We start from the raw sequence: 14,521 nt of genomic DNA, 5'->3' as shown, positions 1-14,521 counted from the left end.
CCATTGCCATGAACACCACCTCTCGCCGTCGTGCCGTGACCGCCGCGGCCGTACTGTCTGCTGCAGCTCTCGTCGCTGCCGGGTGCTCCAGTTCGTCCGACGGAGCCACCACCGAGCAAGGGTTTCCCGAAACCATCACGCTCGCTGCGATTCCCGCCGAGAACTCGACCGATCTGAAGGCCAGCTACGATCCGGTGATCACACGGTTGGAGAAGGAGACCGGTGCGAAGGTCGAGTTCATCCAGGCCTCCGATTACGCCGGTGTGGTCGAGGGCCTCATCGCAGGCAACGTCGACATCGCATTCTTCGGCCCGTTCGCCTACGTCGTAGCCGGCATCAACGGGGCCGAGATGACGCCGCTGGGAGCCGTCGTCCAGGACGAGGGTGGCAAGCCCGGCTATCAGTCCTACGGAATCGCCCGGTCCGACAATGCATCGGTGAACGGTCTTGCCGATTACGCAGGCAAGAATGTCTGCTTCGTCGACCCCAGTTCGACATCCGGATTCCTCTATCCGACAGCAGGACTGATCGAGGACAACGTCATCGCCTCGGGTTCGGAGGCCGACATCTCGGCCGCCATGACCCCGATCTATGCCGGCGGGCACGATGCATCGGTACTTGCTGTGAAGGCGGGCGATTGCGACGCCGGATTCGCGTTCGACACCATGGTCGACCGGACGATGATCGACAACGGCGAGATTGCACCCGGCGAGCTGAAGACCGTCTGGAAGTCCGATACGATCGCCGGTTCGCTCTTCGCGGCCAACGACGATCTGGGTACCGACGCCATCGCGAAACTTCAGGACGTGTTCAGCGAGGGTATGAACTCGGATGCTTTCGTCGCCGACGGCATCTGCGCCGAAGAATGCCGCATCACCGACGAGGATGCCTGGGGCGTCGTACCGGCACAGGACAGCGACTACGACGGTGTGCGCAACGTCTGCGAGATCACCGCCTCCGAGAAGTGCAAGGGCTGACGATGTCCACTTCCTTGGACAGGGCCGACGTGGTCGTCAGCGTCCGCAACGTCACCAAGACGTTCGGGTCGACCACCGCGCTTGCGGACGTCAACCTCGATGTGCACCGCAGTGAAATGCTGGTGCTGCTCGGGCTTTCGGGCTCCGGCAAGTCGACGCTACTGCGATGCATCAACGGTCTGCATCCCGTCACCTCGGGCAGTGTCACCGCGCTCGACATTCGAGTCGATCTGGCCAACCGTCGCCGGGTGCGCGAACTGCGCAGAGATGTCGGCTTCATCTTTCAACACTTCAATCTCGTCGGTCGGTTGAGTTGCCTCGAGAACGTACTCGTGGGAGGCATCGGCCGCCTGTCGATTCCGCGCTACGGAGCACTCACCTACCCGAAGGTGATGCGAGAAGAGGCTCGGGCCTGTCTCGACCGAGTCGGATTGGCGGACTTCGCCGAACGCCGCGCCGACACTCTGTCGGGCGGGCAGCAGCAACGGGTGGCGATCGCACGCACCCTGATGCAGCGGCCGCGGATCGTGCTCGCGGACGAACCCGTCGCATCCCTCGATCCCGAGAACGCGGGGGTGGTCATGGACCTGTTGCAGCGAGTGTGCAGCGAGGAGAAACTGACGGTGGTGTGCACACTGCATCAGGTCGATCTCGCGCTCGGTTGGGCGCACCGACTCGTGGGTCTCCGAGACGGTCGGGTGGTGCTCGATCGCCCGGCAGCAGGGCTCGAGCGCGAGGACATCATGCCGATCTATCAGCGGATTGCCCCCGACGCCGGGAACAGGTCCGCGGTGGCACCGACGTGACCGTCACCTTCGAGCCGAAGCCCACGAACGCTGCAGTACAGAACGATCCGCGGCGACGTCGATGGCTGTTCCCGGCGCTGGGCGTCGTCGCGCTCGTTGTCACGGTGCTCTCGGCGGGGTACATCGACTTCGCGCCGACCACGTTGCTCGACGGTCTCGACGACGTCGGCAACCTTGTCGAACGTATGCTGCCGCCTCGCGTCGACGACACCGGCCGGATCGTCTCACTCGCCGTCGAAACATTGCTCATGGCGGTGCTCGGCACCGTGCTTGCGGCGATCGTCTCGGTTCCGTTGGCCTTTCTCGCCGCGCGGAACACCTCGCCGCATCCGATGCTGCACAGTGTCGCTCGTGCGATCATCACCTTCGGCCGGGCAATGCCGGACCTGCTGTTCGCGGTGCTGTTCGTCAGGGCGCTGGGAATCGGGGTGCTGCCCGGCATCCTCGCCCTCGCGCTGCACTCGATCGGCATGCTCGGCAAACTGTTCGCCGATGCCATCGAGGAGACCGACGTGGGGCCGCGCGAGGCACTGCGCGCCGCCGGGGCGGGCTACTTTCGAGAGATGATCAATGCGGTTGTACCGCAGGTCGTTCCGGCATGGATCGGAGCGTTCGTCTACCGGATCGACATCAACCTACGCATGTCGGTGGTCCTCGGCTTCGTCGGGGCAGGCGGTATCGGCTTCGCACTGCAGGACGCCCTGCGTGGTTTGATCTACCCGCGTGCTCTCGGAATCGTGCTGGTGATCCTGGTGATCATCGCGGCAATGGAGTTGGCGGCCATGGCTCTTCGCCGCATGCTGCTGGTTCCGTCCGCTGCCGGTCCGCAGCGCGATCGAGTGATGCGGATCGGAGCGTCGGCGGTGCTCGTCGTCGCGGTGGTGTCGTCGTTCGTGGTGCTCGAATTGGATCCGCGGTCGCTGCTGACGTGGATCGGGCCGTCGGTCGAAGTGTTCGGAAGAATGATCCCACCGGACTTCTCGTCCCTGGGATCGGACCTGCTCGACGCCGCCGTCCAGACCATCGCCATCGGTGTTGTGGCCACCGCGATCGGGATCGTGTTGTCGATACCCATCGGAGTCCTGGCCGCACGCAACGCAACTCCGCATCCCGTGGTGTATTGGTGCGCGAGGTCCTGGATTCTGTTGGTGCGGGCCGTTCCCGAGTTGATTCTCGCGGTGGTGTTCGTCGCGGCGCTCGGATTGGGTCCGGTGGCGGGAACCTGCGCACTGGCCATCGGATCCGTCGGGTTTCTCGGCAAGCTCGTCGCCGACGCCATCGAGGAGATCGATCCCGGCCCCCTCGAGGCCGTCGCGTCGGTCGGTGGCGGTTGGTGGAATCGGACATTGAGTGCTGTTGTTCCACAGGCCATTCCGTCGATGGTCGGGTCGAGTCTGTATCTGCTCGACGTGAACATCCGTACCTCCACCATCCTGGGGATCGTGGGTGCGGGCGGTATCGGCTTCCTTCTTTTCGAGTCCATCAGGACACTGAACTTCGATGTTGCCGGTGCCATCGTTCTGGTGATCTTCGTCGTCGTGTACATCGTGGAAAGGATCTCCGGGTGGATCAGATCGCTGTTGGTGTGACACGGGCTGCACTATGGACGGGTGACGGAATCGAGATGCGGGACATCGAGATTCCCACACTCGAATCGGGTGACCTGCTGGTCCGCATCGATCTCGCGACGGTGTGCGGGAGCGATCTGCACACGGTGTCGGGACGCCGGACCGGTGCGTGCCCGTCGGTACTCGGGCACGAGGCCGTCGGCCACGTGGTAAACGTCGGCGATGTGACATCCCCTGCGGAGGTGGGGGATCGAATCGTATGGTCGGTCACCGTGCCGTGCGGCCGGTGCAGCCGATGCGACAGAGGTTTCACGGCCAAATGCTCGGCCGTGCGCAAGGTAGGGCACGAATCTGCCGAAGGGGCTTGGGTTCTCAGTGGCTCCTACGCCCAGCACATCGTGCTTCCTCGCGGTACCGCTGTGGCTCGTGTTCCCGAGACCATGCCCGACGCCGTCGCCGCACCGGCTGCGTGTGCGACGGCCACGGTCATGGCGGCTCTCGAGGCGGCGGGTGCTCTCGACAGCAGAAGGGTACTGATCGTCGGCGCAGGAATGCTGGGCATCACTGCTGCGGCAGCGGCCACCGAGCGAGGTGCGACGGTCCGCGTGCTCGATCGAGACCCCGAGCGGCAGGACAGAGCCCGTGAATTCGGAGCCTGCGAGGACGATGGTGCACCGACAGATGTGGCCATCGACTTCTCCGGTTCGTCGCCCGCTGTACAGGCTGCGCTGGGCAGACTCGATGTCGGCGGCCGCCTGGTGCTCGCCGGTTCCGTCGCGCCGGGTCCACCGATTACCGTCGACCCCGAAACAGTGGTCCGAAACTGGCTGACGGTCACCGGCGTTCACAACTACGAACCGCGGCATCTCGATCAGGCCGTTGCCTTCCTGCACGACATCGGCGCGAAGTATCCGTGGGAAGCCCTCGTCGAGGCGCCGGTTCCGTTGACGGAACTCGCGTCGGTGTTGCGGCCGACGCCGTCGGGCATCCTTCGATCCTCGGTTGCGCCGTAGCGGAACGCAGGATTGCGTATCCGGAAGTAGGGATACACCAGAGGCATGCCCGAAGGTGACACCGTGTTCGCGCTGGCCGCGAGGCTGCGTCGAGCCCTGGACGGCACCACCTTACGGGCCGGCAGATTGAACGTGCCGGCACATGCGGTGGAGAATCTGGCCGGGCGAACCGTCGTCGCGCATCGAACTCATGGGAAGCATCTGTTCACCGATTTCGATGGTGGCACAACGCTGCATACACATCTGCGGATGAGCGGTTCGTGGACGGTGGTACGGGCCGGTCGATCGATTCCGCAGCGTGTGCGTCCGGACGTTCGCGTGCAATTGGCCGTGGTCGATGGGCCCACCGCCTACGGAATTCTGTTGCCGGTAGTGGACTACGGCTTCACACCCGACATGAATGTCCTGGTTGCGCATCTGGGTCCGGACCCGCTGCAGCCGACGTTCGATACCGACACGGCGGTGGCCAACGTGGTTGCTCAGACGGATCGGCCGATCATCGCGACTCTGCTCGATCAGAAGGTGATAGCAGGGCCCGGCAATCTATGGGCGAACGAACTGTGTTTCCTACGCGGACTGTGGCCGTGGACTCGGTCGAGTGACGTGGATGCCGAGAAATTGGTCGCGCTGCTAGAGCGGGCGATGCGTCACTCCGCGTCCGTTCCGGGAGCGATGCAGGTCACCACCGGCGACACACGACGAGGACGCTCGCACTGGGTCGCTGGACGAGCAGGCAAGCCATGTTTGCGATGTGGGACGCACGTTCGGGTGGTCGCTGAGGTCCCCGGTAACCCCGATCGGCGTCGAACCTGGTGGTGTCCGAGATGCCAACCGGAGCATTAGCGACGAGCGGTCGATCGCTGTTGGCTCAACGACATAACCGCCCGCGGGTATCGCGTGTTGTGAGCCGGTACCACCCACAGGCTTCCTCGTACGCGGAAATCGAAACCTGGGGGGCCGGTCAGAAGGTCGAGTTGGTCGGGTGATCGGTCTCGACCAGATCGCGAGCCACCCTGTGCAACGGCAGGTTCTGTTGTTGCGACAGCTTCGCGAGCAGCTCGAAGGCCTGTACCGCGTCGAGATCGTAGCGTTCCATGATCATCCCTTTGGCCTGGCCGATGATGTCGCGGCTGGCCAATCCTGCACGGAACTGTTCGTTGTCGCGGGCACCGAGCATCGCGATCGCGGCGTGGGCGGCGAGCGCCTCACCGATCTCGACGGCATCGGCGTCGAAAGCCCCGGGTTCGTCGCTGTAGAAAACCAACGCGCCGAGGTCATCGGCATTGCTGTAGAGCTGAAATGCGGCCAGTGACTTGAAACCTTCGCCGACGGCAAGGACGGCGAATTCCGGCCATCGCGGTTCGGACGTGAGGTCGTCCGAGACGACGACGTCGAAATGTCGGACCTCGGTGGGAATCGGGCCCTCGTCGAGCTCGTACTGAAGTCGACACAGCTCCTCGGCAACAGGATCGGTGGACGCCACGACGGTTCGCTCACCCTTGCTCACCGTCGTGACGCAACCGACGGTGGCTCCTGGGATCAGCCGAATCGCAGTACGCAGAATTTCACTGATCGTCTCGGGCATGGAACGACGGGTGTCGCGGAGTGACCGAGCGAACTCGGCAAGCGACGATGCATGGGACGTACTGGCAGGGTGCCTATCGGTCGACTGTTGCGACATTCACACTGTCCTCTCGCATGGGACCTCTGCCGTCGTCCGCCGGACAGGTCCATGAACATGCGCCGTCTGCTGGACGCCCTGCCGACCGCTACAGCCGGTTCTGTGCATTTTATACAGGTGCAAAAGCAGAAGGGACCGTCGATCGTGCGATCGACGGTCCCCTCGGCGGAAAGAATTACTTGAAGGTGTCCTTGATGTTCTCGCCGACCTTCTTCACACCTGCCGAACCCTGATCCTTCTTGCCCTCGGCCTCGAGGTCCTTGTTGTTGGTGGCGTCGCCCACAACTTCCTTGGCCTTGCCGATGGCGTCTTCTGCTGCGTTCTTGGCCTTGTCGATGAAGCTCATGTGAGTTCCTTTCCTCGTCCTGGGTTGGTACTGATGAGTTAGTCGAGTGCTCCCGTCCGAAGCGCACGTGTGCACGTAGAGATCTAGGTCACACATACCGCCGACGTTTCCACGACGACGGCTGTGGATACATTCGACCGATGATGGTCGCCAAAGTGGACAGTTATCAGCGCAAACACCCGTCGGCGGGTTTTCCGCTGGCAGTGCTGTACAAATTTCTCGACGACCGAGGTGGTTATCTCGCAGCTCTGATCGCGTACTACTCGTTCCTCTCACTGTTTCCGCTTCTGCTGCTGTTCACGACGGTGTTGGGGATCGTGCTGGCCGGCGATCCGGAACTACAGACCCGAATCATCGATTCGGCGATGAGCCAAATCCCCGTGATCGGCGACCAACTCGGTCAGCCCGATCGCCTGAGCGGCGGAACCACCGCCATCGTCATCGGCGTCGTCGGGTCGTTGTACGGCGGACTCGGAGTGTCGCTGGCCGCCCAGTACGCGATGAACACCGCGTGGTCGGTGCCCCGAAACGAGCAACCTGATCCGATCAAGGGACGCCTGCGCGGGCTGTTGCTCCTGAGCACCGTCGGCACGGCAATCATCGGGTTGACCGTCCTCAACGGAGTCGCGTCCTCGGGTGTGTTCGGGTTCGCGGGCGGTGCGTTGGCACTGATCGGTGCGGTGATCGTCAACGTCGTGGTCTTCACAGCAGCGTTTCGCATCGGAACCGCACGTGCACTGAGTGTTCGCGAGGTGCTGCCCGGTGCAGCGATCGCCGCCGTGATCTGGCAGGCGCTGCAGTCCTTCGGCGGAATCTACATTCGCTACGTCGTCGGCAATGCCAGCGCCGCCAACGGAATCTTCGCGATCGTCCTCGGTCTGCTGGGCTTTCTGTACGTCGCATCGGTGCTGATCGTGCTGTGCATCGAAATCAATGCCGTGAGGGTCGATCACCTGCATCCCCGAGCGCTGCTCACGCCGTTCACCGACAACGTCGAACTCACCGAAGGGGACAAGAACTCCTACACCGGCCAAGCAGAAGCGCAGCGTAACAAGGGATTCCAGGACATCACGGTCACCTACGACGAGCCGGATTCGGTAGCGGGGGACGACTCGCCGAGTAAGTGACCTGAGCGTCCACTATTCGGGTTCGCGAGCGGGATCCCGTGTTCGGATGCGAATTGTGGACACTGGCGGCACCTGCGAATGTCTGACATAGCTGGGAAAAATTATCCAGCGGTGCTAAAGTAGGGCTCATGCCCTCTGCCAAGGCGGACCGCCCCGAACCCACGTTCATTCAGAACGCCCGTCGCGAACAGCTGATCGAATGCGCTGTCGACGTCATCGCGGAAGCAGGTGTCGAGAAGGCGTCGTTCGTGCGCATAGCAGAGCGTGCCGGCATCAGCCGCGGCGTTATCTCTTACCACTTCGGCAGTCGCGAGGAGCTTCTCGACGGTGTCGTTCGGCTGGTGTACGCACTGGGTGAAGCGGAGGTCGGTCCTCTCGTACGCGCGGCGGGGTCGAGTCGAGAAGCCCTGTTGCAGTTCATCAGTGGCAGCGTCGCGTTCTACGGTGCGTATCCGAGGCACATGAAGGCGTTGTCGGCCATCTTCGCCGCGGTCCCTGTCCGCGGTGAACGAGCCGAGCACGGAGCCGAGATGCTCGAAGTCCATGCCCTGCTCGAAGAGGGTCAGCGCAGTGGTGAATTCCGCCGATTCGATACACGAATCATGGTGATGACGATTCGCGCCGCTCTGGACGCGGCAGTGTGGCGAGTCGGGGCGGGCGACGATGCGGAGGTGCTTGCGGACGAATTGCGCCGAACGTTCGACGCTGCAACACGATCGGATGACCGATGAGGAGGCTGCTGATCGCCCTCGGTGCAGTCCTTCTGGTGCTCGCCGGGTGCGCGTCGACCTCGGACGAATCCGACAACGCACCCCTCGACGTCGCCACGACCACGGCAACCGTGCACGGCCTTGGCACCGAGAGCACACGACAGTTTCTCGGGATCAGGTACGCCGAGCCTCCGGTCGGTGATCTGAGATGGGCACCGCCGCAACCTCTTCCGATGTCCCGTGCTGACTCCGACGCCACCGTGGCCGGTTCGGAGTGTCCGCAGAGCTCGACCGAGTCCGGTGGCGCACCGTCGACGGACGAAGACTGCCTTTTCCTGAATGTGACAACGCCGCTGGTGAAGTCGAATGATCCACTGCCGGTGATGGTGTGGTGGCACGGCGGCGGGTTCACGTCGGGATCGGGCTCTGCCTACGAAGCTCAACGGATCGCTTCCGAGGGCAATGTCATCGTGGTAACGGTGAACTACCGACTGGGCATGCTCGGTTATCTGGGCCTACCCGGTCTGCGCGGGTCCGGTAACTTCGGGTTCGCCGATCAGATTCAGTCCCTGCGGTGGGTGAACGACAATGCGGCAGCATTCGGGGGAGACCCCGACAACGTCACCGTATTCGGAGAATCCGCAGGCGGTATGGCGGCGTGCGCTGTGTTGACATCGCCTGCGGCGCAGGGCTTGGTGGACAAGGCCGCCATCATGTCGGGCTCGTGTGCGTTGGACTTTCCCGCCGACTCGATCTACCCGGGTGTGCCAGAACAGCGGCCGTACGTTTCGCTTGCAGACAATGAGGCGACCGGAATCGAAGTCGCGAAGCAGCTGGGCTGCTCGGGCTCGAACACCCTCGAGTGTCTGCGGGCTCTGCCCATCGACTCCCTGGTTGCGCAGGGACAGAACTTCTCCGACGACCTCGCCTACGATACCGAGTTGCTCCCCGCCGATCCGGCGCGTGCCGTCGAAGCCGGTGCAGCGCTCGATGTTCCGGTGTTCTCCGGCGGGAACCGGGCTGAACAGAATTCGTTCGTCGGGGGCGCGCTGCTGGCGGACCCGAGCACGGTGACAGCCGATTCTTACCCCACCCTCCTTTCCGATGCATTCGGCTCCGATGCCGCACGGGTCGCGGATCTGTATCCGCTGCAGAACTTTCCGTCCGCGGCGCTGGCATGGGCGTCGGCAACCACCGATGCCGGATGGTCGTGCCCCACGTACCGAAACAACCGAGCGCTGGCAGCGGATGCGCCGGTGTATTCGTACGAGTTCGCCGATACCGGGACCGCCGACGTCAGCGGTGTCGGCGCATCGGGTGTGCCACAGGACGCGGCTCACGCAACCGACATGCCGTATTTCTTCGACATTGCCGGTCACGATTTGCTGAAGACTCCGGCGCAGCACGACCTCGCCCGAACGATGATCGCGTACCTCACCTCGTTCGCCCATACGGGAACTCCCAGTGCCGACGGTGCGCCGCTGTGGCCGCGCACTACCGACACCGCCACTCCAGTGCTGCAGTTCGTCTCCGACAACATCTCGGTGATCGACGCCGATGCCGAGCATCACTGCGACTTCTGGAACACACTCACGCGCTGAGAGGCGTGGGCCGACGATCGATCGACTCCGCAGATGCGCGCGCATTTGTCAGATGCGGGCGGAACAGCTAGCCGATCGGGCACTGGTTCGCGCGCGGATGGCAAACGCGAGCGCGTTTGCGAGAACTGGGGCGGCGAGAACTAGGGCGGCGGCGTCGATAAGCGTGACCCCCGTCACGAACCGGTCAGCCGGTCGGTCAGAAAAGACTCCGAGTTTGTTTCGCGAAAGCGCATGCGCAAGCGCTTGTATGCGCCTTAGGCTCCTGCAATCGAGCGACGCGACCGCGTGGCTAGGGGACAAGGGAGTCCACATGTTCAATCACCGTCGGAAGTCTGCGCTGACGATCGGGACCGTGCTCATGGCCGGTTCGCTCGTCTTCGGCCTGACCGCATGCAGCAGCTCGGACTCGGACAGCGTCAAGGTCGGTCTCATCACCAAGACGGATTCCAATCCGTATTTCGTGAAGCTGCGCGAGGCCGCTCAGGCGCAGGCAGATTCCAGTGGTGCCGAGTTGGTGGCTCTGGCGGGTGCATTCGACGGTGACAACGAAGGACAGGTCGCAGCGATCGAGAACCTGGTGGGACAGGGTGTGAAGGGAATTCTGATCACCCCGAACTCGTCGACCGGAGTGCTCGACGCGATCAAGAAGGCACGTGACGCCGGTGTCGTCGTCATCGCCCTCGACACTGCAACCGACCCCGAGGACGCGGTGGACGCCACGTTCGCGACCGACAACAAGGCGGCAGGCGTCAGTCAGGGCGAATGGGTCAAGGGCACGCTCGGAACCACAGCGCCGCAGGTCATCATGCTCGACGGCACCGCAGGCGGCACTGTCGACACGTTCCGTCACGACGGCTTCCTCGAGGGAATGGGCCTGACCGACAGCTCGTCGGAGATCGTCGGCCAGGAGAACACCAACGGCGACCAGACCAAGGCGCAGACCGCCATGGAGAACCTGCTGCAGCGTGCGCCCGGCGTCAACGCGCTCTACACGATCAACGAGCCCGCCGCAGCAGGTGCGTACCAGGCAATTCAGTCCGCCGGCCGCGCAGATCAGATCACCATCGGCTCCATCGACGGTAGCTGCACCGGCATCGCGAACGTCAAGTCCGGCATCATCGGCGCAACGGTGCTGCAGTTCCCGGCGAAGATGGCCGAGCAGGGCGTCGACGCGGTCGTGAAGTTCGCTCAGGACGGCACCAAGCCCAGTGGATTCAACGACACCGGCTCGCAGCTCGTCACCGACAAGCCGGTAGCCGGCATCGAATCCCAGGACACCGCGTGGGGCGAAGCGAATTGCTGGGGCTGATCGCGAAGTACCGGCGAACACAGGGATCTGATTCGTGAGTACCGATACCGCTGCGCCTCCCAAGGCACCGAGCCGGTTCAACGTGGGCACAATCCTGCGTGAACCGCTGCTTGGGCCGCTGGCCGCACTCGTCATTGCCATCATCGTGTTCAGCTCGATTTCGAGCTCGTTCCTCAACCCGCAGAACGTCTCTCTGATTCTGCAGCAGTCTGTGGTCGTCGGCATTCTCGCCGTCGGCCAGACCCTGATCATCCTCACGTCCGGTATCGATCTGTCGATCGGTGCGGTCGCGGTGATGGGAACCATCGTGATGGCACAGTCGGCCGGGGCGAACGGACCGGTCGTAGCGTTGGGTTCGACGCTCGCCGTGTGCGTTGCGTTCGGCGCGATCAACGGCGGATTGGTGACGATGCTGCGGTTGCCACCGTTCATCGTCACGCTCGGCACGTTCACTGCGATCCAAGCAGCCACCAGGTTGCTGGCCGGCTCCGAGACCTACCAGGTGCCGAGCGGACCACTGACGCTGCTGGGTACCTCGTTCAAGATCGGCAGTTTCTCCACCACCTACGGCGTGGTGGTGATGCTGCTGGTGTACGCAGTGATGTGGTACGCCCTGTCCCAAACATCCTGGGGTAGGCATATTTACGCTGTCGGCGGGAGTCCGCAGGCCTCGGACCGATCCGGCATCAAGTCCGGTCGCGTGCTGTTCTCGGTGTACATCGTGACCGGTGTCATCGCAGCGATCGCAGCATGGGCAGCGCTCGGACGGATCCCCAACGCCGATCCGAACGCCTATCAGAACGCCAACCTCGAAACGATCACTGCGGTTGTCATCGGTGGAACCAGCCTGTTCGGTGGCCGCGGGACAGTCATCGGGACTCTCATCGGAACTCTGATCGTCGGTGTGCTGCGCAACGGGCTCACGCAGGCAGGCGTCGACAGCCTGTACCAGAACGTCGCGACCGGCATTCTCGTCATCGTCGCGGTGGCCGTCGATCAATTCGCACGTAGGAGGTCACAGTGAATGCCCCCCTCGCTCTGGAAGCGCGTGGTCTGGTCAAGACCTACGGCAGCGTGACGGCCATCAACGGTGCAGATTTCGAGTTGCGGGCCGGTGAGGTGTTGGCGGTGATCGGCGACAACGGTGCCGGAAAGTCCAGTCTCATCAAGGCTTTGGCCGGGGCTGTCATTCCGGATTCGGGTGAGATCCTGATGAACGGATCGCCGGTGTCGTTCAAGAACACGCGTGACGCGCGAGCGGCCGGCATCGAGACGGTCTATCAGGACCTGGCCGTCATTCCGGCGCTCGACATCGCCTCGAACGTCTATCTGGGACGCGAGATCAAGCGTAAGGGCATCAGCGGCAGCCTCTTTCGGCGTCTGGACATGCCGAGGATGCGGGAGGAGTCGTCGAAGCATCTGCAGGATCTGAAGATCGGTATCAAGTCGGTCAATCAGGCAGTCGAGACCCTCTCCGGTGGTCAGCGTCAGGGCGTGGCAGTTGCCCGGGCAGCGGCGTTCGGACGCGGAGTGATCATCATGGACGAGCCGACGGCCGCGCTCGGCGTGCGGGAATCGGGCATGGTGATCGATCTGATCCGAACCATTCGTGACCGCGGCATACCGGTGGTGCTCATCAGCCACGACATGCCGCACGTGTTCGAGGTTGCCGATCGAATTCACATTCACCGCCTCGGCAAGCGCGCGGGCGTCGTCGATCCGAAGAACCGCACCATGTCCGAGGTCGTTGCGCTGATGACCGGTGCGGAGGAGCCGACCGACGATGAACGCGCAGGCGTCTGAAAGGGATTCTCCGGTAGGAGTTTTCGTCGGACTGGCCACACTCGACGTCATCCATCGAGTGTCGGCCGCTCCGGCACCGAACGAGAAGATCACGTCCAGTGTGCAGTTCGTCGCGGCGGGAGGGCCGGCCGCCAACGCGGCCGTCACCTTCGCCGCACTCGGCGGCACGGCCGTGCTCGTCACCGCACTCGGCGACGACCCGGTGGCCGAGCTGGTCAAAGCCGATCTGGCTGCGTTCGGCGTCCGCGTGCTCGACGCGGCCCTGGGCACCAGCAGGTCGGTGCCCGTCTCGGCGGTGACGGTGATCGAATCGACCGGCGACCGGTCGGTCGTCTCGGCGGACGCCGTGCATTCCGAAGTTCCACCGCCCGAGGATCTCGAGACGGTAGTGGCCGGTGCCGATGTCGTCCTCGTCGACGGGCACCACCCCTTGATCGCCCGCGCCGCCGCGGAACATGCGGCGGCGCGGGTTACCACCCTGGTCGTCGACGCCGGCCGGTGGAAGCCGGTGATGAGCGAGCTGATCCCGCATGCCACGGACATGGTGTGCTCGGCGGACTTTCGCACCCCCGGCAACTCCGACACGGCTACCACTGCAGCGGCACTCGTCGGAGCGGGCGTGCATACCGTCGTCACCACCCACGGCAGCGAGCCCGTCGAATGGTGGGCCGAGGGGTCGTCCGGCTCGGTCGATGTGGAGCCGGTGACAGCGGTCGACACGGTCGGTGCCGGAGATGCTTTCCACGGTGCCTATGCCTACTACTCGACGCAGTCGGGCTCTCTGGCCGAGCGCATCGACAGGTCGGCTCGCGTTGCGGCCCTTCGCTGTTCGGTGGTCGGACCCCGAGCATGGCTACACGAACTTCCGCTGCCACACTCCACTACCGACGGACTCGAAAGCGACAACGGTGAGCACTGATCAGGACGTACAGAGAGCGACACTCGGAGAGCTCGTGGAGCTGGCCGGGCGACTCGCCGTCGCCGGAGAACGGCGCATACTCGGCCTGACCGGCGCGCCCGGTGCCGGAAAGTCCACGGTGGCGCAGCAACTCGTCGACGCGCTCGGGCCGGAGCGCGCGGTACTGGTTCCGATGGACGGGTTCCATCTGGCCAACGAGGTGTTGATCGACCTGGGCCGGCTCGACCGCAAAGGTGCACACGACACGTTCGACGACGGTGGATACGCGCGATTGATCGCGGCGATTCACGACCAGCGACCCGGTGACCCCATCGTGTACGCACCGAGGTTCAGGCGCGAGATCGAGGAGTCCATCGGTTCGGCCATCCCGGTTCCGTCGACTGTTCCGCTGGTGGTCACCGAGGGCAACTATCTGCTGATGGAGTCCGACGCGTGGCCTGCTGCGCGGTCGATGATCGACGAGGTCTGGTTTCTGGCTCCGCACACAAGGGTTCGGCACGAGCGCCTGGTAGCTCGGCACGAGGCCTACGGAAAGTCGCACGAGGACGCGGAGTTCTGGGCACTGGGCTCGGACGAACGCAATGCGGAACTGATCGGGTCGACCGCAGGCCGCGCCGATCGAATCCTGCGTCTGACATGACGGCTTCGCGGACCCGACAGC

Annotated in this window: 14 protein-coding genes and 1 pseudogene; 13 read left to right on the top strand and 2 right to left on the bottom strand. The window is 63.9% G+C overall.

Going from position 1 to position 14,521, the window contains the following annotated elements; translation table 11 throughout:
* Positions 1–8: 8 nt before the first annotated feature.
* The 5 genes and pseudogenes from CH286_RS05015 (at position 9) to CH286_RS04995 (ending at position 5,207) form a co-directional block, all read left to right on the top strand.
* Positions 9–977: a phosphate/phosphite/phosphonate ABC transporter substrate-binding protein gene (locus CH286_RS05015; protein ID WP_032405676.1), complete on the top strand. Its 969-nt coding sequence runs from the start codon at positions 9–11 to the stop codon at positions 975–977.
* Between the two features lie 2 nt (positions 978–979).
* On the top strand, positions 980–1,783 hold the full coding sequence (gene phnC, locus CH286_RS05010) for a phosphonate ABC transporter ATP-binding protein (protein WP_094608520.1): 804 nt from the start codon (positions 980–982) through the stop codon (positions 1,781–1,783).
* Between the two features lie 101 nt (positions 1,784–1,884).
* Positions 1,885–3,372, top strand: a pseudogene (gene phnE, locus CH286_RS05005) (phosphonate ABC transporter, permease protein PhnE); the annotation flags it as partial.
* On the top strand, positions 3,348–4,364 hold the full coding sequence (locus CH286_RS05000) for a zinc-binding dehydrogenase (protein ID WP_094608518.1): 1,017 nt from the start codon (positions 3,348–3,350) through the stop codon (positions 4,362–4,364). The pseudogene phnE and the gene CH286_RS05000, both read left to right, overlap by 25 nt.
* Before the next feature lie 45 nt (positions 4,365–4,409).
* Positions 4,410–5,207, top strand: coding sequence for a DNA-formamidopyrimidine glycosylase family protein (locus CH286_RS04995; protein WP_094608517.1), 798 nt, complete (start codon positions 4,410–4,412; stop codon positions 5,205–5,207).
* A 118-nt stretch (positions 5,208–5,325) separates the two neighbouring features.
* Here the strand turns inward: CH286_RS04995 and CH286_RS04990 are convergent, their stop codons facing one another.
* A complete protein-coding gene (locus CH286_RS04990) occupies positions 5,326–5,949 on the bottom strand; it encodes a GAF and ANTAR domain-containing protein (protein WP_249305040.1) in 624 nt (207 codons plus the stop codon).
* Between the two features lie 271 nt (positions 5,950–6,220).
* Positions 6,221–6,391, bottom strand: a complete 171-nt coding sequence (locus CH286_RS04985) for a CsbD family protein (protein ID WP_027495724.1) — start codon at positions 6,389–6,391, stop codon at positions 6,221–6,223.
* A gap of 140 nt (positions 6,392–6,531) precedes the next feature.
* Between CH286_RS04985 and CH286_RS04980 the strand changes: the two genes are divergently transcribed.
* The 8 genes from CH286_RS04980 to CH286_RS04945 all read left to right on the top strand — a co-directional run bounded on the left by CH286_RS04980 (position 6,532) and on the right by CH286_RS04945 (position 14,500).
* Positions 6,532–7,518, top strand: coding sequence for a YihY/virulence factor BrkB family protein (locus CH286_RS04980; RefSeq protein WP_371832155.1), 987 nt, complete (start codon positions 6,532–6,534; stop codon positions 7,516–7,518).
* Positions 7,519–7,646: 128 nt separating this feature from the next.
* On the top strand, positions 7,647–8,249 hold the full coding sequence (locus CH286_RS04975; RefSeq protein WP_037154089.1) for a TetR/AcrR family transcriptional regulator: 603 nt from the start codon (positions 7,647–7,649) through the stop codon (positions 8,247–8,249).
* Entirely contained in the window at positions 8,246–9,829 is a 1,584-nt protein-coding gene (locus CH286_RS04970) for a carboxylesterase/lipase family protein (RefSeq protein ID WP_037154087.1), read from the top strand. Before CH286_RS04975 ends, CH286_RS04970 begins: the two co-directional genes overlap by 4 nt.
* A 310-nt stretch (positions 9,830–10,139) precedes the next feature.
* Positions 10,140–11,138 (top strand): substrate-binding domain-containing protein, encoded by a 999-nt coding sequence (locus CH286_RS04965; protein WP_032405682.1) that lies wholly within the window; start codon positions 10,140–10,142, stop codon positions 11,136–11,138.
* 34 nt (positions 11,139–11,172) lie between these two features.
* The gene (locus CH286_RS04960) at positions 11,173–12,162 is read left to right on the top strand and encodes an ABC transporter permease (RefSeq protein ID WP_032376276.1); all 990 of its coding nucleotides are present in this window, start codon (positions 11,173–11,175) and stop codon (positions 12,160–12,162) included.
* The gene (locus CH286_RS04955) at positions 12,159–12,941 is read left to right on the top strand and encodes an ATP-binding cassette domain-containing protein (protein WP_032376277.1); all 783 of its coding nucleotides are present in this window, start codon (positions 12,159–12,161) and stop codon (positions 12,939–12,941) included. Before CH286_RS04960 ends, CH286_RS04955 begins: the two co-directional genes overlap by 4 nt.
* Complete coding sequence (locus CH286_RS04950) at positions 12,922–13,860, top strand: PfkB family carbohydrate kinase (protein WP_094608515.1); 939 nt, start codon at positions 12,922–12,924, stop codon at positions 13,858–13,860. The genes CH286_RS04955 and CH286_RS04950 overlap by 20 nt, the downstream gene beginning before the upstream one ends.
* Positions 13,850–14,500 (top strand): nucleoside/nucleotide kinase family protein, encoded by a 651-nt coding sequence (locus tag CH286_RS04945; RefSeq protein WP_032405685.1) that lies wholly within the window; start codon positions 13,850–13,852, stop codon positions 14,498–14,500. Before CH286_RS04950 ends, CH286_RS04945 begins: the two co-directional genes overlap by 11 nt.
* Positions 14,501–14,521 lie beyond the last annotated feature (21 nt).

It is taken from the genome of Rhodococcus sp. WWJCD1, assembly GCF_002258735.1.
In the GTDB taxonomy this organism is placed as follows: domain Bacteria; phylum Actinomycetota; class Actinomycetes; order Mycobacteriales; family Mycobacteriaceae; genus Rhodococcoides.
This window is presented reverse-complemented; position numbering and strand designations above follow the sequence as displayed.